The sequence below is a fragment of the Bradyrhizobium diversitatis genome (genome assembly GCF_016031635.1).
GTDB lineage: Bacteria > Pseudomonadota > Alphaproteobacteria > Rhizobiales > Xanthobacteraceae > Bradyrhizobium > Bradyrhizobium diversitatis.
Genome location: NZ_JACEGD010000044.1, coordinates 15,569 through 40,959, shown reverse-complemented (window position 1 = coordinate 40,959; position 25,391 = coordinate 15,569). Strand labels below are relative to the sequence as shown.

Annotated in this window: 24 protein-coding genes and 1 riboswitch; of the genes, 20 read left to right on the top strand and 4 right to left on the bottom strand. The window is 64.0% G+C overall.

Going from position 1 to position 25,391, the window contains the following annotated elements:
- The first annotated feature begins 143 nt into the window (after nt 1-143).
- The 10 genes from H1B27_RS34230 to phoB all read left to right on the top strand — a co-directional run bounded on the left by H1B27_RS34230 (nt 144) and on the right by phoB (nt 10,173).
- Nucleotides 144-1,538, top strand: a complete 1,395-nt coding sequence (locus tag H1B27_RS34230; protein WP_197969065.1) for an OmpA family protein — start codon at nt 144-146, stop codon at nt 1,536-1,538.
- Nucleotides 1,539-1,540: 2 nt separating this feature from the next.
- Complete coding sequence (locus tag H1B27_RS34225) at nt 1,541-1,843, top strand: hypothetical protein (protein WP_061879669.1); 303 nt, start codon at nt 1,541-1,543, stop codon at nt 1,841-1,843.
- Nucleotides 1,844-2,295: 452 nt separating this feature from the next.
- Entirely contained in the window at nt 2,296-3,351 is a 1,056-nt protein-coding gene (locus H1B27_RS34220) for a lysylphosphatidylglycerol synthase domain-containing protein (RefSeq protein ID WP_028179025.1), read from the top strand.
- A 61-nt stretch (nt 3,352-3,412) separates the two neighbouring features.
- Entirely contained in the window at nt 3,413-4,711 is a 1,299-nt protein-coding gene (locus H1B27_RS34215) for an ATP-binding protein (RefSeq protein ID WP_061879668.1), read from the top strand.
- A gap of 144 nt (nt 4,712-4,855) precedes the next feature.
- Nucleotides 4,856-5,869 (top strand): phosphate ABC transporter substrate-binding protein PstS, encoded by a 1,014-nt coding sequence (gene pstS, locus H1B27_RS34210; protein ID WP_061879726.1) that lies wholly within the window; start codon nt 4,856-4,858, stop codon nt 5,867-5,869.
- A gap of 178 nt (nt 5,870-6,047) precedes the next feature.
- Complete coding sequence (gene pstC, locus H1B27_RS34205) at nt 6,048-7,037, top strand: phosphate ABC transporter permease subunit PstC (RefSeq protein WP_197969073.1); 990 nt, start codon at nt 6,048-6,050, stop codon at nt 7,035-7,037.
- 4 nt (nt 7,038-7,041) lie between these two features.
- Entirely contained in the window at nt 7,042-7,887 is an 846-nt protein-coding gene (gene pstA, locus H1B27_RS34200; RefSeq protein ID WP_061879666.1) for a phosphate ABC transporter permease PstA, read from the top strand.
- On the top strand, nt 7,884-8,705 hold the full coding sequence (gene pstB, locus H1B27_RS34195; RefSeq protein ID WP_061879665.1) for a phosphate ABC transporter ATP-binding protein PstB: 822 nt from the start codon (nt 7,884-7,886) through the stop codon (nt 8,703-8,705). Before pstA ends, pstB begins: the two co-directional genes overlap by 4 nt.
- A gap of 11 nt (nt 8,706-8,716) precedes the next feature.
- Nucleotides 8,717-9,433, top strand: coding sequence for a phosphate signaling complex protein PhoU (gene phoU, locus H1B27_RS34190; protein ID WP_061879664.1), 717 nt, complete (start codon nt 8,717-8,719; stop codon nt 9,431-9,433).
- A 32-nt stretch (nt 9,434-9,465) separates the two neighbouring features.
- The gene (phoB, locus tag H1B27_RS34185; protein ID WP_008143479.1) at nt 9,466-10,173 is read left to right on the top strand and encodes a phosphate regulon transcriptional regulator PhoB; all 708 of its coding nucleotides are present in this window, start codon (nt 9,466-9,468) and stop codon (nt 10,171-10,173) included.
- 267 nt (nt 10,174-10,440) lie between these two features.
- Here phoB and H1B27_RS34180 read toward each other — a convergent pair whose 3' ends face one another.
- Nucleotides 10,441-10,950: a GcrA family cell cycle regulator gene (locus H1B27_RS34180; protein WP_061879663.1), complete on the bottom strand. Its 510-nt coding sequence runs from the start codon at nt 10,948-10,950 to the stop codon at nt 10,441-10,443.
- A 458-nt stretch (nt 10,951-11,408) separates the two neighbouring features.
- Here H1B27_RS34180 and H1B27_RS34175 point away from each other — a divergent pair, with 458 nt between their 5' ends.
- The 3 genes from H1B27_RS34175 (at nt 11,409) to H1B27_RS34165 (ending at nt 14,858) form a co-directional block, all read left to right on the top strand.
- Entirely contained in the window at nt 11,409-12,617 is a 1,209-nt protein-coding gene (locus H1B27_RS34175; RefSeq protein WP_061879662.1) for an aspartate aminotransferase family protein, read from the top strand.
- Complete coding sequence (argF, locus tag H1B27_RS34170; protein ID WP_028179016.1) at nt 12,617-13,552, top strand: ornithine carbamoyltransferase; 936 nt, start codon at nt 12,617-12,619, stop codon at nt 13,550-13,552. Before H1B27_RS34175 ends, argF begins: the two co-directional genes overlap by 1 nt.
- Before the next feature lie 292 nt (nt 13,553-13,844).
- Nucleotides 13,845-14,858, top strand: a complete 1,014-nt coding sequence (locus tag H1B27_RS34165; protein WP_197969064.1) for an Hsp33 family molecular chaperone — start codon at nt 13,845-13,847, stop codon at nt 14,856-14,858.
- A 411-nt stretch (nt 14,859-15,269) separates the two neighbouring features.
- Here H1B27_RS34165 and H1B27_RS34160 read toward each other — a convergent pair whose 3' ends face one another.
- The gene (locus H1B27_RS34160; RefSeq protein WP_197969063.1) at nt 15,270-16,205 is read right to left on the bottom strand and encodes a hypothetical protein; all 936 of its coding nucleotides are present in this window, start codon (nt 16,203-16,205) and stop codon (nt 15,270-15,272) included.
- A gap of 15 nt (nt 16,206-16,220) precedes the next feature.
- Here H1B27_RS34160 and H1B27_RS34155 point away from each other — a divergent pair, with 15 nt between their 5' ends.
- The gene (locus tag H1B27_RS34155; RefSeq protein WP_197969062.1) at nt 16,221-16,670 is read left to right on the top strand and encodes a hypothetical protein; all 450 of its coding nucleotides are present in this window, start codon (nt 16,221-16,223) and stop codon (nt 16,668-16,670) included.
- Nucleotides 16,671-17,370: 700 nt separating this feature from the next.
- Here H1B27_RS34155 and apaG read toward each other — a convergent pair.
- Nucleotides 17,371-17,763, bottom strand: a complete 393-nt coding sequence (gene apaG / locus H1B27_RS34150) for a Co2+/Mg2+ efflux facilitator ApaG/CorD (protein ID WP_024337101.1) — start codon at nt 17,761-17,763, stop codon at nt 17,371-17,373.
- Between the two features lie 197 nt (nt 17,764-17,960).
- Between apaG and H1B27_RS34145 the strand changes: the two genes are divergently transcribed.
- Genes H1B27_RS34145 through H1B27_RS34135 form a run of 3 tightly spaced genes read left to right on the top strand, consistent with a single transcriptional unit; the run spans nt 17,961 to nt 21,001 of the window.
- Complete coding sequence (locus H1B27_RS34145) at nt 17,961-19,217, top strand: OpgC domain-containing protein (protein WP_197969061.1); 1,257 nt, start codon at nt 17,961-17,963, stop codon at nt 19,215-19,217.
- On the top strand, nt 19,217-19,996 hold the full coding sequence (locus tag H1B27_RS34140) for an SGNH/GDSL hydrolase family protein (protein WP_197969060.1): 780 nt from the start codon (nt 19,217-19,219) through the stop codon (nt 19,994-19,996). Before H1B27_RS34145 ends, H1B27_RS34140 begins: the two co-directional genes overlap by 1 nt.
- Before the next feature lie 12 nt (nt 19,997-20,008).
- Nucleotides 20,009-21,001 carry an SGNH/GDSL hydrolase family protein gene (locus H1B27_RS34135; RefSeq protein ID WP_061879658.1) on the top strand — a complete coding sequence of 331 codons (993 nt, stop codon included), beginning with the start codon at nt 20,009-20,011 and terminating at the stop codon, nt 20,999-21,001.
- Between the two features lie 71 nt (nt 21,002-21,072).
- Here H1B27_RS34135 and H1B27_RS34130 read toward each other — a convergent pair whose 3' ends face one another.
- A complete protein-coding gene (locus H1B27_RS34130) occupies nt 21,073-22,260 on the bottom strand; it encodes an O-succinylhomoserine sulfhydrylase (protein ID WP_197969059.1) in 1,188 nt (395 codons plus the stop codon).
- A gap of 75 nt (nt 22,261-22,335) precedes the next feature.
- Nucleotides 22,336-22,415, bottom strand: a riboswitch (SAM riboswitch).
- An 80-nt stretch (nt 22,416-22,495) separates the two neighbouring features.
- Here H1B27_RS34130 and H1B27_RS34125 point away from each other — a divergent pair.
- The 3 genes from H1B27_RS34125 (at nt 22,496) to H1B27_RS34115 (ending at nt 25,387) form a co-directional block, all read left to right on the top strand.
- Nucleotides 22,496-23,632 carry a 2'-deoxycytidine 5'-triphosphate deaminase gene (locus tag H1B27_RS34125; RefSeq protein WP_156505060.1) on the top strand — a complete coding sequence of 379 codons (1,137 nt, stop codon included), beginning with the start codon at nt 22,496-22,498 and terminating at the stop codon, nt 23,630-23,632.
- A 186-nt stretch (nt 23,633-23,818) separates the two neighbouring features.
- Nucleotides 23,819-24,232, top strand: a complete 414-nt coding sequence (locus H1B27_RS34120; RefSeq protein WP_197969058.1) for a PAS domain S-box protein — start codon at nt 23,819-23,821, stop codon at nt 24,230-24,232.
- 105 nt (nt 24,233-24,337) lie between these two features.
- Nucleotides 24,338-25,387, top strand: coding sequence for a hypothetical protein (locus H1B27_RS34115; RefSeq protein ID WP_197969057.1), 1,050 nt, complete (start codon nt 24,338-24,340; stop codon nt 25,385-25,387).
- Nucleotides 25,388-25,391 lie beyond the last annotated feature (4 nt).

Sequence of the window (25,391 nt, the reverse complement as noted above, 5' to 3'; positions counted from 1 at the left end):
ATTCCGTCCTCAACTTAGGGAAGAACCCTTGAAGAAAAAGTTATTCCGATTGTCCATGCGGGGTCCCTGGATCGGCAGCATTTCCGGTTTGACAGCCTGCCAAGGGTTTGTTTTGTCTCCGTTTCCAGAGTTCGGGTCGTCGAATGCAGAAGCTTTTCAGGTGGGCCAGCAAATGGTGGCCAGGGCTGATCCCCCTGGCCGCCATGTGGGGATTTGCGGCCTGGAATAACACCTTACCGGTCGAGGCCGATCTGTCGGCGCGCAGCTCGGCGGCGCTGAAGGATACCGTTCTGGACAAGACACGGATCGTGGTCGATGGCCGCGACGTCGGCCTGGCCGCCGACGCCTTCTCCGAGGAGGGTCGCCGCGACGCCGTGATGGCGGTCGAGACGGTCGCCGGCGTCCGCCTGGTCGACGATCGGACCCGCCTTGTTCCCGAAGCCAAGCCCTTCGTCTGGAACGCCGAGCGCGACGTGGTGCGGGTGACTCTGTCGGGCTCCGCGCCCCTGCCGTCGATGAAGGCCCGGCTGACCGAGGCCGCCCGCAAGGAGGTCGGCGGCGTCGAGGTGGCCGACCAGATGGGGCTGGCGCGCGGTGCGCCGCCACGCTTCGAGGCTGCCGCGATGCTGCTCCTGGATCAGATCGGCAAGCTCAAGGACGGCAAGATCACGATAACCGACACCAAGGTCAATCTGTCGGGCATGGCGCGCGAGCTCGGCGGCCGCGAGGCGATCGCGGCCGCGCTGAAGAACTTGCCCGAGGGTTTTTCGATCGCCGCCAACGAGATCAAGGCGCCGCCCTACATCTTCCAGGCCTACAAGGATCCGGTGGCCGCGACCGTGACGCTGACCGGCTATGTTCCCGACAATAATGTCCATGCGGCGATCGCCACCAGCGCCACGCGAAAGTTCTTCACCGAGAAGGTCGTCGACAACCTCAAGGCCAGCATCGGGGCACCCGGCTCCTTCAGCGCGGCCGTGGTCCCAGCGCTCGGCGCGCTGTCGCGGCTCTCGACCGGCACGCTTGTCGTCTCCGATCGCGAGGTGAAGCTGTCGGGCGATGCGCTCTACGAGGGCGCCGCCAACGATATCCGCGCAGGGCTCGGCAAGGACTTCCCGAAAAACTGGCAATACAAGCCGGAGATCACGGTGAAGCCTGCGGCAGGCCCGGTCGACGGTACTGTGTGCCAGCAATTGTTCTCGGAGCTTCTGACCAAGGGCAAGATCCGTTTCGCGATCAGGCGTGCGGACATCGATCCCGACTCCGCCGGCATCCTCGATCGTCTGATCGAGACGGCGCTTCGCTGCCCCACCACCAATATCGAGATTGCCGGGCATACCGACGCCGACGGCGAGGATTCCTTCAACCAGGCTCTCTCGGAAAAGCGCGCGCAGGCGGTGATCGACTATCTGGTCAAGGCCGGCCTGCCTGCCAGCCGCTTCACCGCGGTTGGCCATGGCAGCACGCAGCCGCTCGCCGGCAACGACACCGATGAAGGCAAGGCCCAGAACCGCCGTATCGAATTTCTGGTGAGGTGACGATGCCCTATCTCGTCTCGTTCCATCTGGGCTGGCTGATCGGCTCGCTGCTGCTGGGCTTCTGCATGGGCTGGATCTCGGTGGTCCAGCGCGGCAACGGCACCTCGAAAGTGACGGCGCGCTGGCTCGCCGCGCTCACCGCCGCGCTGGTCGCGGCCTCGCTCGCCCATGTGGTCCCCGGCCGCTTCGGCTACTGGCTCGACCTCGGCCTGATCATGTTCGCCTGCTACCTCGTCGGCTGCACCATCGGTGCATGGCTGCGCGACCGCGTGGTCTCGCGCACCGCGCCACCGGCCGCTCTGTGATGTTGCTGTGCACCCTCACTGAAGGGACGGGGGGCGTCCGCCGCGGCCTTCCGGCGCCTCAGAACGCGTCAACTGGCCGCTTCGATCCTCCTCTTTCAACAGTCAGGCCTGCCCCATAGATTGATGTCGGCTTAAGGCGTGACGGAACATTGTGCGGCCGAAATCATCAAAACTTCATGGCGCCTGCGCAGGATTGCCATGGAGATTCGCGTCAAGCCTTGCCGCCGAAAGCGCCAAATCGTGCATCAGGAGCCGTAACCCTGCCTAAAATATTGAAGGCACGTGTTTTTGTTCGGATTGGCGAATTCCACTCCGCCCGAAAACGCGCTAGTGGAGGGGCAGGGGGTATGCGCGATGCCGGCGCCGACGGCGAGGGTTCGCTGGGTGCCTGTGCTTCGTCCGCCTGTCCGCCGGCCACCCTGGCCGCCGAAGCGTTGTTGTTCGAGGTCTAGATGCTGGAAGCCATACGCAGGGCGATGTCGTTTCTGCGCCAGAAGCAAGTCCTGCATAAGCTTGGAGTTGTGATCAGCATCGCGGTCATCGGCATCGCTTGCTATGTGCTCTACCACATGCTGCGAGGCATCGATTTCAACGAGGTCCTCGAGGCGATCAAGAGCACCGAGCCGAGTCAGATTGCGATGGCGGCGCTGTTCGTCGCTGCGGGCTATTTCACCCTCACATTCTACGACCTCTTCGCCACGCGCGCGATCGGCCATGCCCATGTGCCCTATCGCATCAACGCGCTCGCGGCCTTCACCAGCTATTCCATCGGCCACAATGTCGGCGCGAGCGTCTTCACGGGCGGTGCGGTGCGCTACCGCATCTATTCGGCCTATGGGCTGAACGCGATCGACGTCGCAAAAATCTGCTTTCTCGCCGGCCTGACCTTCTGGCTGGGCAATGCCGCCGTGCTCGGTCTCGGCATCGCCTATCACCCGGAGGCCGCCGCCTCGATCGACCAGCTTCCGCCCTGGCTGAACCGGACGCTGGCGCTGATGATCATCGTGGCGCTGATCGGCTACGTGGTCTGGGTCTGGACCCAGCCGCGGGTGGTCGGCCGCGGCCCATGGACCGTGGTGCTGCCGGGCGGCCCGCTGACGCTGCTTCAGATCGCGATCGGCATCGTCGATCTCGGCTTCTGCGCACTGGCGATGTATGTCCTGGTGCCGGACGAGCCCCATGTCGGCTTCGTCGTGGTTGCGGTGATCTTCGTCTCGGCCACCCTGCTCGGCTTTGCCAGCCATTCCCCGGGGGGGCTCGGCGTGTTCGACGCCGCCATGCTGGTCGGCCTCTGGCAGATGGACCGGGAGGAGCTTCTGGGCGGCATGCTGCTGTTCCGCGTCCTCTATTATCTGTCTCCCTTCGTCCTATCTGTAATCTTGCTGACGCTTCGCGAGGTTATCATCGGCGCGCGATCGAAGCGCTTGCATCAGGCGGCGCTCAAGCTGGACCCCGGCCCGGCGCGCGAAGCCGCCTATGTGCGAGAGCGTAGCGACAGCGGCGCCTGACCGGTGCCAGGCCCTTAAGACAAGGTCGTTAGGACAAGTCCCCCAGGAGAAGCCCGTCCCGATGGCGATCGACGCCCCATCTTCTCCCCCCGCCCAGCCCTGGTCCGACCGGCTGCGGCACTCGACCATCATCCTGATCGCCGCGGCGCTGGCGCTCTCCGTCGTGGTCTCGCTCGGCGAATTGTCCGCGCTGCACGCCGCGATTGTGTTCCTCTGCATCGCGGCGGCAGCCCTGATCCCGTGGAGGCTGCACGATACCGCCGCCTCACGCGATGATGTCAGGCGGATCAACCCGGTCGAGAGCGCGGCGGTGGCTGCGGTAGTCGCCGGCATGCCGGATCCGGCGGTGCTGCTCGACCGCGCCGGCCGCGTCATCCATCTCAACGCCGCGGCCGCCCAGCTCGCGCCGGCGCTGCGCCGGAACGAACTTGCCCAGTTCGCGCTGCGCTCACCGGAGATCATCACGGCGCTGCGCGAGGCGATCGCCACCACCGAGCCGCGGCGCGCGACCTATCTCGACCATGTTCCGGTCGATCGCTGGATGGAGCTCATGATCACGCCGGTTCCGGTGCCGACCAGCTTCGGCGGCGCCGATAAATGCATGCTGATGACCTTCCACGACCAGACCCCGCTGCGCCGGGTCGAGGAGATGCGCGCCGACTTCGTCGCCAATGCCAGCCACGAGCTGCGCACCCCGCTGGCCGCGCTGTCGGGCTTCATCGACACGCTGCAGGGCCAGGCCAAGGACGATCCCAAGGCGCGGGAGCGTTTCCTCGGTATCATGCACAACCAGGCCACGCGCATGGCGCGCCTGATCGACGATCTGCTGTCGCTGTCGCGGGTCGAGCTGTCGGCCCATGTCCGGCCCGACACCCTGGTCGACCTCATACCGATCATCCGCCAGGTCGCCGACGGGCTCGAGCCGCTGGCGCGCGAGCGCCAGGTCGAGGTGGAGATCGAACTGCCGGAGCTGCCGGTGATGATCGCGGGGGACCGCGAGGAACTGCTCCGCCTGTTCGAGAACCTGATCGAGAACGCGCTCAAATACGGCGCCTCCGGCGGACGCGTCATCGTGTCGCTGACACCAAGCGTCGCCACTGATGGAACTCCGGAAATCCGGGTCTTGGTTCGCGATTTCGGCCCCGGCATCGCGCCCGAGCACCTGCCGCGGCTGACCGAGCGCTTCTACCGGGTGGACGTCGGCGACAGCCGCTCGCAAGGCGGGACCGGGCTCGGATTATCGCTGGTGAAACATATTCTTAACCGTCATCGCGGGCGGCTTCTGATCGAGAGCGTGCCCAGGCATGGCGCGACTTTCACGGCGTGTTTTCCCCAGGCGAAGATTTCGGCTTCGGCCTAAAAATCAAGCGAATTCAATCGCTTGGTTGCGTCATCCAGCTGTCACGAAACCTTCGTAAAAGCACAGCCGACCGCTCCTAAACGGACGGCGCGGGGAGCGCGATCGGGCGCGGATGGCGCTTCGCTCCCCTGTATGGAGACCAGCATGAATTTCCTCAAAACCATGGTCGCTGCTGGCTTGGTCGCCGCATCGACGACGGCAGCCTTTGCGGCCGACATCACCGGCGCCGGCGCGACGTTCCCGTTCCCGCTCTATTCCAAGTGGGCTGACGCCTACAAGAAGGAGACCGGCAACGGTCTGAACTACCAGTCGATCGGTTCGGGCGGCGGCATCAAGCAGATCCAGGCCAAGACCGTGACCTTCGGCGCGAGCGATATGCCCCTCAAGCCCGAGCAACTTGAAAAGGACGGAATGATCCAATGGCCGCAGGCGATGGGCGCCTTGGTGCCAGTCGTCAATCTCGAAGGGATCAAGTCGGGCGAGCTGGTGTTTTCTGGCGAGTTGCTGGGCGACATCTATCTGGGCAAGGTCAAGACATGGAATGACCCGGCGATCGCCAAGCTCAATCCCAAGGTGAAGCTCCCCTCGGACGCCATCACCGTCGTGCGTCGGTCGGACGGCTCCGGCACCACGTTCATCTGGACCGATTTCCTTACGAAGACCAATGCCGAGTGGAAGACGAAGGTCGGTGCTGGTACCGCGGTCGAGTGGCCAACGGGTGTTGGCGCCAAAGGCAATGAAGGCGTCGCGGGCAATGTCAGCCAGACCAAGAACTCGATCGGCTATGTCGAGTATGCCTATGCCAAGCAAAACAAGCTGACCTACGGCGCCCTGATCAACAAGTCTGGTAAGACCGTGCAGCCGACTGTTGCGGCCTTCCAGGCGGCAGCCGCCAACGCCGACTGGGCCGGCTCCAAGAACTACTATGTGATCCTGACCGACCAGCCCGGTGAGACGTCGTGGCCGATTACCGGCGCGACCTTCATCTTGATGCACAAGGATGCGACCGACAAGGCGGCCTCCCAGGAAGCCATCAAGTTCTTCAAGTGGGCGTTCGAGAAGGGCGACAAGATGGCGGAGGAGCTCGACTACATCCCGATGCCCGACACGGTCGTGAAGCAGATCGAGAAGACGTGGGCTGCCGAGATCAAGAGCTGATTGCAGCATACTGAAACTCGCGCTCCGCCTCGGCGGGCGCGAGTGAAGGAGCGGCCCGGAATCCCAGGATTCCGGGTCCTTGAGACCACCCGGAACGACGCGGGCAAACCGTCGAAAACGACCGCCTTTGGCGGCATGCAGATGGCGTAAGGCAAAACAGGGGATCGGCGTGGCAGAGATGGCCGTTCAGAGCGATGTAATCGACGATGCCGGACCTTATGATCGCGCCAAGGCCTTGGGCGCGTTCAAGCTCGGTGACGTCACCTTCTACTGGATCACGCGGCTTTCCGCGATCTCGGTGCTGCTGATCCTCGGCGGCATCATCATTTCGCTGATTGTGGGCGCCTTCCCGGCGATCAAGGAATACGGCCTGTCGTTCCTGTGGACGCAGCGCTGGGCCCCTTCGGCCGATCCGCCCGTGCTCGGCGCGCTCGGGCCGATGTACGGCACGCTCGTCACCTCCTTCATCGCGATGCTGATCGCCATTCCCGTCGGTCTGGGCATTGCGATCTTCCTCACCGAACTTTGTCCGCAATGGCTGCGCCGCCCGATCGGCATGGCGATCGAGCTGCTCGCCGGCATTCCTTCGATCATCTACGGCATGTGGGGCTTCTTCGTGCTGGGCCCGTTCCTGGCCAACACCTTCCAGCCCTTCATGATCAAGGTGTTCGACGGCGTGCCCGTGCTCGGCGCGATCTTCGCAGGTCCCCCGTCCTATCTCAGCCTGTTCAATGCCGCGCTGATCCTCGCCATCATGGTGCTGCCCTTCATCACCTCGATCTCGGTCGACGTGTTCAAGACGGTGCCGCCGGTGCTGAAGGAAGCCGCCTACGGCGTCGGCTGCACCACGTGGGAAGTCGTGCGCAGCGTGGTGATCCCGTATACCCGCGTCGGCATCATCGGTGGCGTCATGCTGGCGCTGGGCCGCGCGCTCGGCGAGACGATGGCGGTGACTTTCATCATCGGCAATTCGTTCCGCATCTCTTCATCGATTTTCGCCCCGGGCACCACGATCTCGGCGGCGATCGCATCCGAGTTCGCCGAGAGCGACGGCCTGCACCAGTCCGGCCTGATCCTGCTCGGCCTGCTCCTGTTCGTGCTGACGTTCTTCGTGCTCGCAGCCGCGCGGCTGATGCTGATGCGCCTGGAAACCAAGGCGGGGAAGTGAAGCCATGAACCCGATCTATTCACGCCGCCGCCGCTGGGATGTCATCATCCGCGGGCTCTGCATCGCCGCCGCCGCCTTCGGCGTTACCTGGCTCGCGCTGATCCTGATCACGCTGCTGTACAACGGTCTGGCCGGGCTCAACCTTCAAGTCTTCACCGCAGACACGCCGCCGCCCGGATCGACCGAGGGCGGCCTGCGCAACGCCATCGTCGGCTCGCTGATCATGACCGTGATCGGCGTCGGCATTGGCGCGCCGCTCGGCCTGTTCGCCGGCACCTATCTCGCCGAGTACGGCCGCAACGACAAGCTGACCTCGGTCATCCGCTTCATCAACGACATCCTCTTGTCGGCGCCCTCGATCATCATCGGCCTGTTCATCTACGGTGCGGTCGTGGTGCCGATGCGAGGCTTCTCGGCAATCGCAGGCAGCCTCGCGCTCGCAGTGATCGTGATCCCGGTCGTGGTGCGCACCACGGAGGACATGCTGCTGCTGGTGCCGAACCCGCTGCGTGAAGCCGCCAGCGCACTCGGTCTGCCGCGTTCGCTGGTGATCAAGCGCATCGCCTACCGTGCGGCGCGCTCGGGCCTCATCACCGGCGTGCTGCTGGCCACGGCTCGCGTCGCGGGCGAGACCGCGCCGCTGCTGTTCACCGCGCTGTCCAACCAGTTCTTCAGCCTCGGCCTGGACAAGACGATGGCCAACCTGCCGGTGACCATCAACAACTTCGTGCAAAGCCCCTACGCCTACTGGAAGCAACTCGCCTGGAGCGGGGCGCTGCTGATCACCCTGACTGTGCTTGCCCTGAACATTGGCGCCCGCATCCTTGGTGCCGAGAGGACCGCAAAATGAGTGAAATGTCTATTTCCGTAAGCGCGCCGACCGTTCATCCCGGCTCGCAGCCGCTCCCCGAGGCGCCTGCCAAGGTCACCGCGCGCAACCTCAATTTCTATTACGGTGAGCACCATGCGCTGAAGAACATCAATCTGGCGCTGGGCACCAATCGCGTCACGGCCTTCATCGGCCCGTCCGGCTGCGGCAAGTCGACCCTGCTGCGCATCTTCAACCGGATGTACGACCTCTACCCGGGCCAGCGCGCCACCGGCCAGCTGTTGCTCGACCACACCAACATGCTCGACCCCAAGCTCGACCTCAATCTGCTGCGCGCCCGGGTCGGCATGGTGTTCCAGAAGCCGACCCCGTTCCCGATGACGATCTACGAGAACATCGCCTTCGGCATCCGCCTCTACGAGAAGATCTCGAAGTCCGAGATGGACGATCGCGTGGAGAAGGCGCTGCGCGGCGGCGCGCTGTGGAACGAGGTCAAGGACAAGCTCAACGCCTCCGGCCTGTCTCTCTCTGGCGGCCAGCAGCAGCGCCTCTGCATTGCCCGCACCGTCGCGGTGCGGCCCGAGGTGATCCTGTTCGACGAGCCCTGCTCGGCGCTCGACCCGATCTCGACCGCCAAGGTCGAGGAGCTGATCCAGGAATTGTCCGAGAACTACACGATCGCGATCGTCACGCACAACATGCAGCAGGCGGCGCGCGTCTCGGACAAGACCGCCTTCATGTATCTCGGCGAGTTGATCGAGTTCGACGACACCAGCAAGATCTTCACGTCGCCGAGCGACCGGCGCACGCAGGATTACATCACCGGCCGGTTCGGCTGAGGAGACGGAACATGGGTTCTGAACATACCGCAAAGGCTTTCGATACCGACCTCCAGGAACTCACGCGCCTGGTCGCCGAGATGGGCGGCATCGCCGAGCGCATGATCGTCGATTCCGTCGACGCGCTGATCCGCCGCGACGTCGCGCTCGGTCAGCGCGTCGTCGCCACCGACGCCGAACTCGACACGCTGCAGAAGCGCATCGAGGAGCGCGCCGTGCTCACCATCGCCCGCCGCCAGCCGATGGCCGTCGATCTGCGCGAGATCGTCGGCGCCATGCGCGTCGCGACCGATCTCGAGCGCATCGGCGACCTCGCCAAGAACATGGGCAAGCGCGTCGCGGCGCTGGAGACGGATTTTCATCCGCTGAAACTGTTCCGCGGCCTGGAACACATGACCGACCTCGTGCAGCAGCAGGTCAAGTCGGTGCTGGACGCCTATGCCGCGCACGATCTGCCGGCAGCAATGGCGGTGTGGAAGGGCGACGAGGAAGTCGATGCCATCTGCACCTCGCTGTTCCGCGAACTCCTCACCTACATGATGGAGGATCCGCGCAACATCTCGTTCTGCATCCATTTGATGTTCTGTGCCAAGAACATCGAGCGGATCGGCGACCACGCCACCAACATCGCCGAGACCGTGTTCTACATGATCGAGGGCCAGGCGATCACCGACAAGCGGCCGAAGGGCGACATGACGACCTTCGCCACGACGGTGCCGAATACCTAAGCGGCGCCGAATACCCAAGGAGCGACGACAACATGGGCGCACGCATTATGGTGGTTGAGGACGAGGAAGCTCTCACCGAGCTTCTTCGCTACAACCTCGAAGGCGACGGCTATGACGTTGAGACGGTGATGCGCGGCGATGATGCCGACACCCGCCTCAAGGAGCACATTCCCGATCTGATCGTGCTCGACTGGATGCTGCCGGGCCTGTCGGGCATCGAGCTGTGCCGGCGGCTGCGCACCCGTCCCGAAACCAAGCAGCTGCCGATCATCATGCTCACCGCGCGCGGCGAGGAGAGCGAGCGGGTGCGGGGACTTGCGACCGGTGCCGACGACTACATCGTCAAGCCGTTCTCGGTGCCGGAGCTGCTGGCGCGCGTGAAGGGCCTGCTCAGGCGCGCCAGCCCCGAGCGGCTCGCCACCGTGCTCGCCTATGGCGACATCGAGCTCGACCGCGACAAGCGCCGCGTGGCGCGCTCGGGTCGGCCGATCGATCTCGGCCCGACCGAATATCGTCTGCTGGAGTTCTTCCTGGAGCATCCCGGCCGCGTGTTCTCGCGCGAGCAGCTGCTCGACAGCGTCTGGGGCCGTGACATCTACATCGACGAGCGCACTGTCGACGTCCACATCGGCCGCCTGCGCAAGCTGCTCAATCTCGGCCGCGAGCAGGATCCGATCCGCACCGTCCGCGGCGCCGGCTATGCGCTGGACGATCGGTTCGCGAAGGCGGAGCAGACGTAAGGTTTGCAGGCGCGGGTTTAGCGAGCTATCGCCACACGTTCAGTGTCGTCCCGGACAAGCGAAAGCGCAGATCCGGACCCATAACCACAGCGCGTGATTGTCTTGCGAAAGGGTATCTCCGAGTCCCCGTAACCACATCTTGCGGTGGCTATTGGTCCCGGATCTGCGCGCGCTTGTGGCGCGCTTGTCCGGGACGACATCGGATGTGTTGAGGCACCGTCGTGCGACGGCTGCCGACTTTGCAGTCAGCCAACTAAATCCGCAAACTCACCGCGTGGGCTTCGCCGGTGCGCGCCGGCGATCCGCCGCCGGCTGATACGCCACGCGCGAATGCTGGGCGCAGTAGGGCAGGCCGGAGAGCGCCTTGCCGCCGCAGAAGAAGAAATCCGGGCTCGAGGGATCGCCGACCGGCCAGTGGCAGGTCGCCTCGTTCAGCTCCAGCAGCGACAGCCGCTGGCTCATCGGCACCACATTGTCGTAGGTGACGGGTTCGGCCTCCACCTCGACCTCGAAGGCCTGCGCCAGCGCGGTGTTGCCGCGGGCAACGGGGCGGGTCACCCGCATCATGTGCTGCGCGGGGCGCGCCTTGCGCGGCCGGGGCGCTGCCGACGAAGGGCTCTTGGCGCGGCCGGACAAGCCGAGCCGGTGCACCTTGCCGATCACGGCATTGCGGGTCACATTGCCGAGCTCCGCCGCGATCTGGCTGGCCGAAAGTCCGGCCTCCCAGAGCTTTTTCAGCTGCTCGACGCGATCATCGGACCAGGTCAAAACCGTCATTGCACCCTTTCCCTCGCTGCGCGCCTGCCATCCTGGGGCCTTCGCAGCGATTGCCTAAGCCTTGAAAAACCCGTGCCGCCAGAATCCCTTAAGGCTCGCCGGGCGCGCTCAAGACGCCCGAACGTTTACGCCGGTACATGAGGACTTAAGGGATCAGAACTGCTGCACGAGATGTCGTATCTGACAGTCCAAACGCTACAATATGGCGTGACTCCCGCGCAAGAGTCCGCCGACTCGCGTCCACATGTTCCGTGGTGAAAATCCCGCAAAATCGGCACCGCAAGACTACGGATTCAGCGTTTCGCGGGGCTTTCCGGGCGGCATTGACACCCGTCTTGCCAGGCATAAGATAGTCCTGCGTGCCGCCCTTAAAAGGCGGCACGTTTCGTTTTCCGGGCCGGTCAATGGTGCGTTGCGCAATGCACGCGTGACACCGTCCGCAACATTCAAGTGACGTCATGACCAACAGCGCCGCGCCGCATTTGCTCCCCGTTTTCGCCAGGACCGACCTCGGTTTCGAGCGCGGAGAAGGCTGCTGGCTGATCGCGACCAATGGCGATCGCTATCTCGATTTCACCTCCGGCGTGGCGGTGAATGCGCTCGGTCATGCGCATCCCACGCTGGTCAAGGCGTTGCAGGAGCAGGCGACGAAGCTCTGGCACATGTCGAACCTGTTCCAGAGCCCGGACGGCGAGAAGCTCGCGGCGCGTCTGTGCAATGAAAGTTTTGCCGACTTTGTGTTCTTCTGCAATTCCGGCGCCGAGGCGCTGGAAGGTGTGATCAAGCTGGTGCGCCACCATCACTTCTCCAAGGGGCATCCTGAGCGCTATCGCATGATCACATTCGAGGGCGCCTTCCATGGCCGCACGCTGGCGACGCTGGCCGCCACCGGTTCTGCAAAATATCTCGAGGGCTTCGGTCCGCCGATGGACGGCTTCGACCAGGTGCCGCATGGCGACCTGGAGGCCGTGAAGAAGGCGATCGGCCCGCACACCGCCGGCATTCTCATCGAGCCGATCCAGGGCGAGGGCGGCGTTCGTTCTGCGCCTCCCGCGTTCCTGAAGGCGCTGCGCGAGCTCTGCAACGAGCGCGGCCTGTTGCTCGCCTTCGACGAGGTGCAGACCGGCATGGGCCGAACCGGCGAACTCTTTGCCTACAAGCGCACCGGCGTCGTGCCCGACGTGATGTCGCTTGCGAAGGCGCTCGGTGGCGGTTTCCCGATCGGCGCAGTGCTCGCCACCGCCGACGCTGCGCGCGGCATGGGGCCGGGCTCGCACGGTTCGACCTTCGGCGGCAATCCGCTCGCCATCTCCGCTGCGAACGCCGTGCTCGACGTCATGCTCAAGCCCGGCTTCTTCGACCACGTACAGAAAATGTCGCTGCTGCTGAAACAGAAGCTCGCCTCCGTGATCGATCGCCATCACGATGTCGTCAGCGAGGTGCGCGGCGAGGGGCTCCTGATCGGCATCAAGGCCGTGGTGCCCTCGGGCGATCTCGTCGCGGCGCTGCGCGCCGAGAAATTGCTCACCGTCGGAGCCGGCGACAATGTCGTGCGCTTCCTGCCGCCCTTGATCGTGACCGAGGCGGAGATCGAAGACAGCGTCGGGCGGCTCGAACGCGCCTGCGCTGCAATCTTGTCCAGCCAGACCAAGCGGGCGGCAAGCTGATGAGCAAGACGCCCAATAAAGCTCCAAAGCACTTTTTGGACATCAACGAGCTGCCGCTGTCGGAGCTCAAGAGCATGCTCGCCGCCTCGTCGGCCATGAAGGCGAAGCAGAAGGCGCACCAGCCGGTCAGGCCGCTCGAAGGCAAGACTCTGGCGATGATCTTCGAGCGGCCATCGACGCGGACGCGGGTGTCGTTCGATGTCGCCATGCGCCAGCTCGGCGGCGAGCCCATCATGCTCACCGGCGCCGAGATGCAGCTCGGTCGCGGCGAGACCATCGCCGACACCGCGCGGGTGCTGTCGCGCTATGTCGATGCCATCATGATCCGCATTCTCAATCACGAGGCGCTGCTGGAGCTTGCGGCCTATGCGACTGTGCCCGTGATCAACGGCCTGACGCGGCGGTCGCATCCCTGCCAGGTGATGGCCGACCTCATGACCTATGAGGAGCATCGCGGCCCGATCGAGGGCAAGACGGTGGCCTGGACCGGCGACGACAACAACGTGCTGGCGTCCTGGGCGCATGCCGCCGAGCGCTTCAAATTCCAGCTCAACGTCGCAACACCTCCGGAGCTCGCGCCGAAGAAGGCAATGCGCGACTGGATCAAGACGTCAGGCGCGCCGATCGTGCTCGGCACCGATCCGGAAGCCGCCGTGCGCGGCGCCGATTGCGTCGTCACCGACACCTGGGTGTCGATGGGCGACAAGGAGGGCGAGCATCGCCATAACGTGCTCAAGCCCTACCAGGTCAATGCCAAGCTGATGTCGCTGGCCAAGCCCGATGCGCTGTTCATGCACTGCCTGCCGGCCCATCGCGGCGAGGAGGTCACGGACGAGGTGATCGACGGTCCGCAATCGGTCGTTTTCGACGAGGCCGAGAACCGCCTGCATGCGCAGAAGGGCATTCTGGCCTGGTGCTTCGACGCGGTGAAGTAATTGCGGTGGTGGGGCCGCCTTGATGGCCTCATTCTCCGCTGTCATCCCGGACAAGCGCCGCGCAGCGGCGCGCCGATCCGGGATCCATAGCCACAGGATTGAGTTTGGCGAAGACTCGGAGTTGTCATCGCCGGTCACAACGTCATCCTGTGGTTATGGTCCCGGGTGCGCGCTTCGCGCGTCCCGGGACGACACCGAATTTGAGGCGGCTTGTTACCGTTCAATCCGCATCCGGAACACACCATCTCCGTGCCCCTTCCAATCCCCACTCTCCGACCCCAGATAGAGCGCCATGGTTTCCCAATCCTCTGACATGAAAACCGGGCCTGAAGGCCCGGTTCGCGCACCATCGGCGGTTCCGATCGACGACGCCGTGCTGCCTTACGAGGTCGACGCGCTCGATGTGCGCGGGCGGCTGGTGCGGCTCGGCCCGGCGCTCGACGATATCCTGACCAAGCACGATTATCCCGCACCCGTCGGCAAGCTGCTCGGTGAAGCCATCGTGCTGACGACGTTGCTCGGCACCGCGTTGAAATTCGAAGGTCGCTTCATTCTTCAGGCCCAGACCGACGGTCCGGTGTCGTTCCTGGTCGTCGACTACATGGCGCCGGATCGCCTGCGCGCCTATGCGCGCTTTGACGCCGAGCGCCTCGGCGAGGCCAAGGACGCCGGCATGCAGTCTGGCACGCTGCTCGGCCGCGGCCATCTCGCCATGACCATCGACCAGGGCTCCGACATGAGCCGCTACCAGGGTCTGGTTGCGCTCGACGGCGGCAGCCTGGAAGACGCCGCGCACGAATATTTTCTCCGCTCCGAGCAGATCCCGACGCGCGTGCGCCTTGCGGTCGGCGAGGAGTGGCGCTCGAGCGACGGCGGCAAGCATCGCTGGCGGGCCGGCGGCATGCTGATGCAGTTTCTGCCGAAGGCGCCCGAGCGCGCCCGGCAGGCCGATCTGCATCCCGGCGATGCGCCTGAAGGTGTCGAAGTGCACAGTGTCGCCGAAGACGACGCCTGGGTCGAGGCGCGTTCGCTGATCGAGACCGTCGAAGACGTCGAGCTGATCGATCCCGAACTCTCGGGCGAGCGGCTGCTCTACCGTCTCTTCCACGAGCGCGGCGTGCGCGTGTTCAATCCGCAGGTCCTCAAGGTGCAGTGCTCCTGCTCGCGCAATGCGGTCGCCTCGATGCTCAAGAGCTTTTCGCCGGACGATCGTGCCGCAATGGTCAAGGACGACAAGGTCGTCGTCACCTGCGAGTTCTGCTCGTCGGTGTACCAGTTCACGCCGCACGAGGCGGGCGTGGAGTAGGCCCGAGTGGGCCGATGCCCATGCCAAAAGGCCTCTTTAGCCATTCTTCGCAAACCTTATCGGATACGTAATGGGCAGCGGCCCGACGGGCGATAGTTTTGCTTGCCGTGCAACCCCTGCAGCATGTTAGCATGAAGTCTCCGTGGAGAGGGAGTTGGCGTAGCCAAGTGAGGGATGTCAGGCGAGGCGGATTCTGGGCCAAAAGCTGCGCCGGTAAATCCACCGGATCCTGGTGATTTCAATGCATTCGCACGCTGGCTAGGCAAGCGGCCGCGTGACTGGTCTGCCGTTATTGCCTGCCGGGTGTCATTGCGCGTGCTCCCTTTGGTATCGTCTTATCGGGGCAGAACCGATGTCGTCTTGCCAATTTTTCGTGCAGTCGCCATCTCGCAGTATGCCGCTGAACGACGATCAAGCCGCGAGATTGCGACAACCGCGGCCGCTGCGGCCCTCGCCGCCTTTGCTGCTGCCGACGCTGCGGCCACCGATGCTATCGATGAGCTTGCTCGCGCCGCTGTCGATGCTTCCGTCCGTCCTGCTGTCGATGCTGCTAGCGTCGCGGGCTACACTACGAGCGATTTCGCCCTTGCCGCTGCCGACACCGTTCGCGCCGCTTTCGCTGCTGGGGACACTCAAGCAATGTTGGTCAATGAGGCGCGAGTTGATGTAAGCCGGCTGCACGCCGGAATGACCGTGCGCCAGCTCGCATCCACGCCTCTTTGGCGCAACTCGCCGCCGTAGCGCATTGCAGAAGCTTGGCAGGATTTGGCGCGAGATCTGCGCCGGAGAAATAATCACTGGTCTGTGTGGATCGATTGGTATGATGCTCTTATGCACGGAGCTGTCGACGACCGTGAGCAGTACCTCGCTGCGTTCACCGATTTGCCGGGGGCTCTGCGGTGGGATGGGAGCTCCGATGCTGTTAATGCTAAGATTGCGAACCGGCTTGCGGAAATAGCGCGAGGGCAGCAAAATAGCGAAATTCCGGATCAATCGCCCGCTCCTGTTCAAATTGTAGAGCGCGACGGAAAACTCCAAAAAGCGACCGATCGCAATAGCCCGCTCAATACAGCCGAACGGGACTTTAACGACTGGCGCGCTCCCGTTGTCGACCACATGCGCGAACTCACGCGCTCGGATTTTCGGGTAGGTACCAATCACAGTCGAATCCGTGAGCGCTTGATTGCCCTCGGCGGGCTGCTGTCCGGGAGGGTCGACGAGGTGAAAGATCGGCAATTTCGTATCGGCTATGAAATTGAACGGTTCGGGGCACTGCTGGCTGCCTATCGTGTGGGTGGCGACGATATGCCTGCTCTTGATGCTGCCCAGCTTGAAGATCTCAATCATCTCCGTGTCGCGCTGATGATGGGTATCGACAAGCTTGAGAGATGGCTCGAGTTTAGTAAGCTCGCTCAAGCCAGCGAAGCTCGAGAAGGTGATGCAGATCGCAATGTTGTCGGCAGCGCGCTCGAGGAAATGGCAGCTGTAATGACGCAGCATCATCGCTATTTCGATCCAGAACTGCCAGCGACATTCCTGTTCCTTGCCGAAGCTGTACGTGACCCTGTCGGCGCTACTAAGACCACAGTTTATGGTGCAGTGAAGAGCGCGGAAAACTTGGTGAGCTTTCTCGGAAGAAGGTCGATGGACGTAGGCAAGAAGGTGGCGGATGCGATCGAAATTCACATTTCAAAGGCTGTTGCAACGTCGCTGATCGCCGGTCTGAGCGGGGCTGCGCTCGCACTTTCTGCCGCGCTGCCGCAAGGCTGGGTTTGGCTGAGGCCTCTTCTGGTGGCGGTCGGAGGGCCATAAGGTTCTTGGCGGGAGGTCTGTTTCGATCGCCCGTCAATCCTCCCGCATAAATATATTTCCTCTTCCGAAATTCGGAAATAGCGTATGTTTCGCCCATCCCGGCTCGACCTTGAGGGCGATCGTACGTCGTCACGGATCGCGAGCCGGGCTTGCGGTGGACGCGGCAGCGTCGGCACGGAGGGGTGCGGGCAGGGCGGGTAGTCCTGTGAGCCCGAAACCACGTGTGGAACGAGCGGCGCTGAGAGTTCGTCTCGCCAACATTCTTCCCGCAACGTCAACAGCGCGGGAAGACCCTGTGGCATCGGGCGAGCGCGCGTACGGCAAAGCCGTGGGTCCTGGCCGTCGTCGCTACGGTCAAGCCTGTCGCGGAGGTGTGGAGCGTCCAGCCGGATCAACCGCATCGTCAATCTGCGGGGCGAGGGAAGCCAGAGGGAATTCGGCTCCCGGGAGAGCGGGCATAAGCCGTCAACCCATCGCGCGGGGAAGGCCGTGTGTTGGGCTTCACCTGTATGCTGCTGTGCGGTCTTTTTGCGCTACATCTCGCGCAGCAGACCGTGGGTGCCAAGCCGGCACCCAGCCTTCCCTGCGCCCTCTCGAACAAGAGGGTGGAAAGTCAATCAAAGCTCGGGCGAACTCGCCGCGAGGATGAGAAGGTGTGTCTGTTGGGCCGCCCGATGAGTACCCCCGCTACGCTCGAAGGCTAATTCAACACGCGCTTGTTGTCGGGACTGTCGAGCGAGAACGTCGGCACGTCGATCTCGAAGCGCTCGCCGGTTTCGCTGACCATCTGGTAGCGGCCGGTCATGAAGCCCGAGGCGGTCGAGAGCGGTACGCCGGAGGTGTATTCGAAGCGCTCGCCGGGGGCCAGGATCGGCTGCTCGCCGACCACCCCCTCGCCCTTCACCTCCTGCTGGCGGCCGGAGGCATCGGTAATGATCCAGTGCCGCGTCTTGAGCTGCACGGTCTCCTCGCCCGAATTGGTGATGACGATGGTGTAGGACCAGAAATAGCGCGAGCGGTCGGCCGACGACTGCTCCGGAACAAAGTTCGGCTCAACGGTCACTTCGATCTGGCGGGTCACGGCGCGGTACATGGTTGCTATAATAGCCAAATCCGTCCCGGGAACCAAACGCCACAGACGGCTTTGGCGACATCGTCCCGCCAGAATTCGAAAGGAAGGACACCCCAGAGGGAGATTCTCTCATATGATCCGGGCCGCTTTGCGATACGACGGCGGGACCCCTACATTCTTTCAACCTCGCGTTTTACGGAAGGGTTCTTAGGCCCCCGATGACCATTGCCGACCAAGTGACGGGATCGACGATCGCGGGGACCGGCGAGGCCAGACCCGCAGGGACCAAGCCGCGCGCGGCCGCGCCGGCCATCACGCTGCCCGCCATCGGCGAGCGCGAGCTCCGGCTCGATCTGTTCCGCGGGCTCGCGCTGTGGCTGATCTTCATCGACCACCTGCCGCCGAGTCTGTTGACCTGGTTCACGATCCGCAATTACGGCTTCAGCGACGCCACCGAGATCTTCATCTTCATCTCCGGCTACACCGCCGCCTTCGTCTACGGCCGCGCGATGCTGGAGAGCGGCGTCCTCATCGCCACCGCGCGCATCCTGCGCCGGGTCTGGCAGATCTACGTCGCCCACGTCTTCCTGTTCACGATCTTCCTTGCCGAAATCTCCTATGTGGCGACCAGGTTCGAGAACCCGCTCTACACCGAAGAGATGGGCATCATGGACTTCCTCAAGCAGCCGGACGTCACCATCGTGCAGGCGCTGCTCCTGCGCTTCCGACCCGTCAACATGGACGTGCTGCCGCTCTACATCGTGCTGATGCTGGCGCTGCCCCTGATCCTGTGGTCGATGAAATGGCGACCCGACGTCACCCTCGGCCTTTCGGTCCTGCTCTACGCAGTCACCTGGGAGTACGATCTCTATCTGTCGGCCTATCCGAACGGCTTCTGGGCCTTCAATCCCTTTGCCTGGCAATTGCTGTTCGTGTTCGGTGCCTGGTGCGCGCTCGGAGGTGCGCGCCGCATGTCGCGTATTCTGTCGTCGCGCGTCACGATGTGGCTGGCGATCGCCTATCTCGTCGCGTCGTTCTACGTGACGCTGACCTGGTATGTGCCGCAGCTCTCCCAGTTCATGCCGAAGCTGATCGAGCAATGGATGTATCCGATCAACAAGACCGATCTCGACGTGCTGCGCTTCACGCATTTCCTGGCGCTGGCCGCGCTCACGGTGCGTTTCCTGCCGCGGGACTGGCCGGGCCTGAAGTCGCCCTGGCTGCGGCCGCTGATCCTGTGCGGCCAGCATTCCCTCGAGATCTTCTGTCTCGGCGTCTTCCTTGCTTTCGCCGGCCACTTCATCCTGGCCGAAGTCTCCGGCGGCGCAGCCATGCATGCCTTGATTAGTCTCTCCGGAGTGCTGATCATGTGGGGGGTGGCCTGGGTCATTTCGTGGTACAAGCGCGTGGCTGACAAGAGCGGTGCGAAGACCAAAAACGCCGTCGGCAATGCCGATCTGGCGGGAGGGGGCTGATGAAGGCGAAGGTTCTCCTGAGCCTGATCCTGCTATGCGGTGGCCTCGCCGCGCCTGTGGCGCGTGCGGGCGATGCTGCGCCCACGGCTCCCCCCGCGCCCCCTTCCTGCGAATTGCCGGCCTATCTGCTGACCAGCGAAAGCCCACTGCCGAAGGTCGCCGCTGCCGTCAAGGCCGGTAAGCCGCTCGAGATCCTGGTCATCGGCAGCCGCTCGACGACCATTCCATCTTCGGAGAACAGCTCGTACCCGGCGCGCATGGAGGCGATCCTCAAGGAGAAGCTGCCGCCGCCGGAGGTGGTGCATGTCTCCGTAGAAATACAGAGCAAGAAAACGGCAGAGGAGACCGCCTCCACTTTCGTTAAGCTGATGGAAGCAAAAACGCCTACGTTGGTCATCTGGCAGACCGGGACCGTGGACGCTATCCGCGCCAGCGATCCCGACGAGTTTCGCAGTGCCGTCACCGAAGGGGTTGCTGCGTTGCAAAATGCGGGGGCTGACGTCGTCTTGATGAATCTGCAGTATAGTCCACGCACTGAAACCATGATCTCGGCGCAGCCTTTTCTCGATAATATGCGGGTGGTGGCGCAGGAGCACGGTATTCCGCTGTTCGATCGTTTCGCGATCATGCGGCAGTGGAATGATCAGGGGCAGTTCGACCTGTTCAGCCCGTCCCGCGGGCCCGAACTGGCGAAACAGGTCCATGATTGCCTTGGCCGGGCGTTGGCACAGTTCGTGTTCGACGCAGCCCGTCTCGAGCCGGCCCAGCAGCAGAATTGAGGTCTAGCGTTAATGAGTTCTCTCCGCCCTTTTTGCCTGACGACATGGCTGGCCGCGCCCGCAGCCGCAGCGCTGTTGTTGCTGACGCCGGCCCTGCAATCGCATGCCCAGACGCCAGCCGCCCAGGCAACACCCGCCCCCGCGCAGTCGGCTGATCCCGCTTCCACTTCGCCCTCCCAGACCACCGTCGCTGCGACGTCGCCCGAGCAGCGAGGCATCACGGCGCGCGCCATCGACAAGGTGAAGCAGGCCGCCAAATCCGCCAGCGACATCTTCAACCGTGTGCCCTGCCAGCCGCCGAAGGACGGTTCGAAGGCGATGGGCTCGCTGCCGCACGTTGCTGGCAAGCTCGTCGCCGGCCTGCCCGTCGTCATCGTCGCGTTCGGCTCGTCGTCTACTCAGGGGTTCGGCGCGAGCTCGCCGGAATTCAATTACCCCAATCGTCTCGCCGCGCAGCTGCGCCGGCACTATCCGACCGCCGACATCAGCGTCATCAATGCCGGCGTCGGCGGCGAGGACGCCCCCGAGATGATGAAGCGCCTCCAGACGCAGGTGATCGACAGGCATCCGGATCTCGTGATCTGGCAGGTCGGCACCAACGCCGTGCTGCGCAATCTCGATCCCGGCGAAACCGCCAAGATGGTGGAGGACGGCATCAGCCGCATCCAGGCCGCGGGCGGCGCCGACATCGTGCTGGTCGATCCGCAATACTCGCCGGCCGTCAACCAGCGCGCCGAGAGCGCAGGCAAGATGGTGAAGCTGCTCGGCAAGGTCGCCGAGCTCCGTCACGTCGGAATCTTCCCACGCTTCGAGGTGATGCGCGACTGGCATGAGAAGCAGGCCATTCCGGTCGAGGGCTTCGTGATCGCCGATGGCCTGCACATGAACGATTGGGGCTATGCCTGCTTCGCTCAGCTGCTGGGTGACGACATCATCCGTTCCGTCGGCCAGATCAAGCTCGGGGTGAACGTGCCCGCGGACGTGCGGACGTACCGGCCGATGTGAGAGGGCGAATAGGGAATGGCGAGGAGCGAATAGATCGACCTATTCGCCAGTCACTATTCGCCATTCGCCATTCACGCCTTCTCCAGCGCCGCCGTCAGATCCTCGATCAGATCGTCGGCATGTTCGAGCCCCGCGGAGAGGCGAATGAACCCCTCGCTGATCCCGAGGGCGGCGCGGTCCTCCGGCTTCAGGCGCTGATGCGTCGTCGTCGCCGGATGCGTGACGAGGCTCTTGGCGTCGCCGAGATTGTTCGAGATCTTCGCCAGCTTCAATTCGTTGAGCACGCGGAACGCAGCCTGCTTGCCGCCCTTGACCTCGAAGCCGACCAGGGTCGAGCCCCCGCGCATCTGCTTCTTCACCAGCGCCGCCTGCGGATGATCGGCGCGGCCGGGATAGACCAGCCGCGAGATCTTCGGATGGCTCGCCAGCACCTCGGCGATGCGCGCTGCCGTATCGGTCTGCGCGCGCACGCGCACGCCCAGCGTCTCCAGGCCCTTGAGCAGCACCCAGGCATTGAACGGCGAGATCGAAGGGCCGGTCTGGCGCATGAAATTGTGAATGTGTTCGGCGATAAAGGCTTCCGACGACAGGATGATGCCGCCGAGGCAGCGGCCCTGGCCGTCGATATGCTTGGTCGCGGAATAGACCACGACGTCGGCCCCTAGCGCGAGCGGGCTCTGCCAGATCGGCGTCGCGAACACGTTGTCGACCACGAGACGCGCGCCGCCCTTGTGCGCGATCTCGGCGATTCCGGGGATGTCGAGCACGTCGAGGGTCGGGTTGGTCGGGCTCTCCAGGAAGAACGTTTTCGTGTTGGGCTTCAGCGCGCGCTGCCATTGGTCGAGATCGAGCCCGTCGACCAGCGTGGTCTCGATGCCGTAGCGCGGCAACAAGTCCTGGATGACGTAGAGGCACGAGCCGAACAGGGCGCGCGAAGCCACGACGTGATCGCCGGCTTTGAGCGGTGCGAGGATCGCGGTCGTCACCGCGGCCATGCCGGTCGCCGCCGAGCGGGCGGCTTCGGCGCCCTCGAGCTCGATCATGCGGCGCTCGAACATCGCGATGGTGGGGTTGGAGTAGCGCGAATAGATGAAGCCGGGGTCCTCGCCCTTGAACCGCGCCTCGCACTCCTCGGCGCTGTTGTAGACGTAGCCTTGGGTGAGGAACAGCGCCTCCGACGTCTCGCCAAATTGCGAGCGCAGGGTCCCGGAATGGACCAGGCGGGTTTCGGGACGGTAGTTGGCAGGCGACTTCGACATAGGACCCTCCGACATGACCATTCGACACGCAAACGGTCACAAAAAAACCGGCCTGGATATCTCCACTGGCCGGGATCACAGAGGTCCCCGGCCTGTTTAGCGATTTATTTAACGTGGCTGCAAGCCGGCCGGCTCAAATCACCACGGGATAAGTGATGCTCATATTCCGCAATGCCCTTTCCGTCAAGACGTCCATCGGCTAGCCGTAAAAGGCTGATATTTCCCGCATGTTGGGATGCAAGCGAGCCCTGATGAGGACCCCCGGTTGACGTTCACGGTCGCCGCCGACGCCAATGGTATCCTGCCCGACCGCATGATCGCGGCGATGGCGGAAGCGGGGCTCATCCTGCCCGAATACGACTTCGTCGAAAGCCAGATCCAGCCGGCGAGCCTCGATTTACGTCTGGGCGATATCGCCTATCGCGTCCGCGCCAGCTTCCTGCCAGGTCCCGGCGCCACGGTCGCCGAACGCATCGATGAATTGAAGCTGCACGAGTTCAGCCTCGCCGACGGCGCGGTGCTGGAGACCAACTGCGTCTACATCGTGCCGCTGCTGGAAAGCCTGGCGCTGCCGCCGGAGATCGTTGCTGCCGCCAACCCCAAGAGCTCGACCGGCCGGCTCGACGTCTTCACGCGCGTGATCGCCGACGGCACCCGCCGCTTCGACATGATCGGCGCCGGCTATCATGGCCCGCTTTATGCCGAGATCAGCCCGAAGACCTTTCCGGTGCTGGTGCGCGAAGGCTCGCGCCTGTCGCAGGTGCGCTTCCGCACCGGCGATGCCATCCTCAATGCCGACGAGCTCGATGCGCTGCACGCCAGCGAGCGTCTCGTCGACATCGACGATGCCGACCTTTCCGGCGGTGTCGCCGTCTCCGTCGACCTCTCCGGCGAGAAGGCGAGCGGCTTCGTCGGCTATCGCGCCAAGCGCCACACCGGTGTCGTCGACGTCGATCGCCGCTCCGGCTATGCGGTCGAAGACTTCTGGGAGCCGATCTCGGCCCGCCCCGACGGCAGCCTCATCCTCGATCCCGGCGAGTTCTACATCCTCGCCTCCAAGGAAGCTGTGCAGGTGCCGCCCGACTACGCCGCGGAGATGGTGCCGTTCGATCCTTTGGTGGGCGAGTTCCGCGTGCACTATGCCGGATTCTTCGACCCCGGCTTCGGCTATGCCGGCGCCGGCGGGCAGGGCGCGCGCGCCGTGCTTGAGGTGCGCTCGCGCGAAGTGCCGTTCATCCTCGAGCACGGCCAGATCGTCGGCCGCCTCGTCTATGAAAAGATGCTCGCCCGCCCCGACGCGATGTACGGCCAGCGCATCGGTTCCAACTACCAGGCGCAGGGCCTCAAACTATCGAAGCATTTCCGGGTGTGACGACATCCTCTACTGTCATGCCTCGGCTTGACCGGGGCATCAGTCCGCCGCGCCTCTCGATTTGATCACTGACGCCTCGGAATGCTGGATCGCCGGCCGCAGTGCGCAGGTGTGCACAAGGCGACCGATGACACCGAATGTGTGGCAGGACGCGACGCAAATCAGGGCCCCATGCGAGGTGACGAGATGAGCAATCCATCCGATCTCGACGCAAGCATCATCGAAGACGTTGCGGACGCGCTGATCTATTCGGATCGCTCCGGCACGATCATGCGCTGGAATCGCGCGTCCGCCGCCCTGTTCGGCTTCTCCGCCGCGGACGCGCTGGGCCAGAACCTCGACCTGATCATTCCCGAGCATCTGCGCGCCGCGCACTGGAAAGGCTTCGAGGCCGCGCTGGCGAGCGGGGTGATGAAGCTTGCGGGCAAGCCGACACTGACCCGCGCGCTGCACAAGAGCGGGCGCAAGCTCTACATCGAGATGACTTTCGCGCTGGTGCGTGACGCCGGCGGCTCCGTGCAGGGATCGGTCGCGATGGCGCGCGACGTCACCGAGCGCGTCGAGCGCGAACGCGCGGCGAAGCTTGCGCAAAATTCGTGATGCGGAATTGACGGGCCGGCGTGCAGGGCGCCCTGCGCGAGCGTCAGGTTGCCTGTCCCCGGGGGCGGTGACACACTCGATCGCAACAACGATCGGGGAGCGAACATGGCTCAAGCTGACGCCGCACGGGAAGCTCAATGGAAGCGCTGGCGCGCGGTCGCGGATCTCTATCACGCCTACTTCACCGGTCTGATTCTCACGGTCGTGACGCGGCGCGGTACCGCTGACGCCGCCGAGTTCGTTTTCCGTGTGTTCCGCCGCCAGCAGCAGGAGCGTTTCCTGCCCGGGCTCGAGAAGCTCGGGCTTAAAGGTCTGCCGCCCGCGGTGGCTGCGGCGCAGTATCACTATCTCTCCAACTGGATCGGCGGCGTGCATGTCGAATACATGTACGAGAGCGACACCAAGGCCTGGATCCGCTATCCGCCGCCGCGCTGGATTTGGAAAGGCACCGCGATCTGCGGCGTGCCGGGCGAGGTCAGCCGCGCGATGCTGCGCGGCTGGCACGCCAACAACGGCGTTGCGCTTGGTGATCTCAGGCTCGGCTTCGTCTGCACCAAGCAGAGCGTCGACGGCCAGGATGGGCTCGAAGGCTATTATCATCAATACGACGATCCGCTCGAGCTCGACCAGCGCCTGGTGTTCGCGCGGCATCTGGAAGCTCCATTGTTCGATGCGAAGACCGCACCGGCGCTGCCGGTCGCGAGCTGGCCGAAGCCGCGGCTGGAAAAAGCCTATCGCAACTACGCCATGGAATATGTCCGCACCGCCGCGCCCGTGATGGTGCAGCTGTTCGGTCCGGAGGATGCCGGCTATCTCCTGCATCTCACCGGCAAGCTGATCGGCATGCAATATTTCGACGAGGTTGCCTCGGCGCTGGCGATGCCCCGCGGCGGCGCGAGCGAGTTCGCATCGTTCCTGAGCGCGTTGTTTGCCGCGCAGGATGATGCGGCCGAGACCACGCAATCAGAAGCCACGTTTGAAATCCACCAGCAGAGCTGGAAGCTGATGGACGATGTCGCCGACCATCACCCCGCTTGTGCGCAGGTGCTGGCGGGATTGTTCGAGGGGCTCGCCGCGGGTTGCGGACGGCACATCGGCGTGCAGATGCGCTCTGCGGCCGCTGGCCGTCCGCCCCTGGTCTGGACGATCGGGTAGGCTC

Bases quoted from the DNA above. Each gene is read 5' to 3' on its own strand.
- H1B27_RS34230 (WP_197969065.1), top strand. From the start codon at position 144: ATGCAGAAGCTTTTCAGGTGGGCCAGCAAATGGTGGCCAGGGCTGATC.
- H1B27_RS34225 (WP_061879669.1), top strand. From the start codon at position 1,541: ATGCCCTATCTCGTCTCGTTCCATCTGGGCTGGCTGATCGGCTCGCTG.
- H1B27_RS34220 (WP_028179025.1), top strand. From the start codon at position 2,296: ATGCTGGAAGCCATACGCAGGGCGATGTCGTTTCTGCGCCAGAAGCAA.
- H1B27_RS34215 (WP_061879668.1), top strand. From the start codon at position 3,413: ATGGCGATCGACGCCCCATCTTCTCCCCCCGCCCAGCCCTGGTCCGAC.
- pstS (WP_061879726.1), top strand. From the start codon at position 4,856: ATGAATTTCCTCAAAACCATGGTCGCTGCTGGCTTGGTCGCCGCATCG.
- pstC (WP_197969073.1), top strand. From the start codon at position 6,048: ATGGCCGTTCAGAGCGATGTAATCGACGATGCCGGACCTTATGATCGC.
- pstA (WP_061879666.1), top strand. From the start codon at position 7,042: ATGAACCCGATCTATTCACGCCGCCGCCGCTGGGATGTCATCATCCGC.
- pstB (WP_061879665.1), top strand. From the start codon at position 7,884: ATGAGTGAAATGTCTATTTCCGTAAGCGCGCCGACCGTTCATCCCGGC.
- phoU (WP_061879664.1), top strand. From the start codon at position 8,717: ATGGGTTCTGAACATACCGCAAAGGCTTTCGATACCGACCTCCAGGAA.
- phoB (WP_008143479.1), top strand. From the start codon at position 9,466: ATGGGCGCACGCATTATGGTGGTTGAGGACGAGGAAGCTCTCACCGAG.
- H1B27_RS34180 (WP_061879663.1), bottom strand. From the start codon at position 10,950: ATGACGGTTTTGACCTGGTCCGATGATCGCGTCGAGCAGCTGAAAAAG.
- H1B27_RS34175 (WP_061879662.1), top strand. From the start codon at position 11,409: ATGACCAACAGCGCCGCGCCGCATTTGCTCCCCGTTTTCGCCAGGACC.
- argF (WP_028179016.1), top strand. From the start codon at position 12,617: ATGAGCAAGACGCCCAATAAAGCTCCAAAGCACTTTTTGGACATCAAC.
- H1B27_RS34165 (WP_197969064.1), top strand. From the start codon at position 13,845: ATGGTTTCCCAATCCTCTGACATGAAAACCGGGCCTGAAGGCCCGGTT.
- H1B27_RS34160 (WP_197969063.1), bottom strand. From the start codon at position 16,205: ATGATTGAGATCTTCAAGCTGGGCAGCATCAAGAGCAGGCATATCGTC.
- H1B27_RS34155 (WP_197969062.1), top strand. From the start codon at position 16,221: ATGATGGGTATCGACAAGCTTGAGAGATGGCTCGAGTTTAGTAAGCTC.
- apaG (WP_024337101.1), bottom strand. From the start codon at position 17,763: ATGTACCGCGCCGTGACCCGCCAGATCGAAGTGACCGTTGAGCCGAAC.
- H1B27_RS34145 (WP_197969061.1), top strand. From the start codon at position 17,961: ATGACCATTGCCGACCAAGTGACGGGATCGACGATCGCGGGGACCGGC.
- H1B27_RS34140 (WP_197969060.1), top strand. From the start codon at position 19,217: ATGAAGGCGAAGGTTCTCCTGAGCCTGATCCTGCTATGCGGTGGCCTC.
- H1B27_RS34135 (WP_061879658.1), top strand. From the start codon at position 20,009: ATGAGTTCTCTCCGCCCTTTTTGCCTGACGACATGGCTGGCCGCGCCC.
- H1B27_RS34130 (WP_197969059.1), bottom strand. From the start codon at position 22,260: ATGTCGAAGTCGCCTGCCAACTACCGTCCCGAAACCCGCCTGGTCCAT.
- H1B27_RS34125 (WP_156505060.1), top strand. From the start codon at position 22,496: ATGCAAGCGAGCCCTGATGAGGACCCCCGGTTGACGTTCACGGTCGCC.
- H1B27_RS34120 (WP_197969058.1), top strand. From the start codon at position 23,819: ATGAGCAATCCATCCGATCTCGACGCAAGCATCATCGAAGACGTTGCG.
- H1B27_RS34115 (WP_197969057.1), top strand. From the start codon at position 24,338: ATGGCTCAAGCTGACGCCGCACGGGAAGCTCAATGGAAGCGCTGGCGC.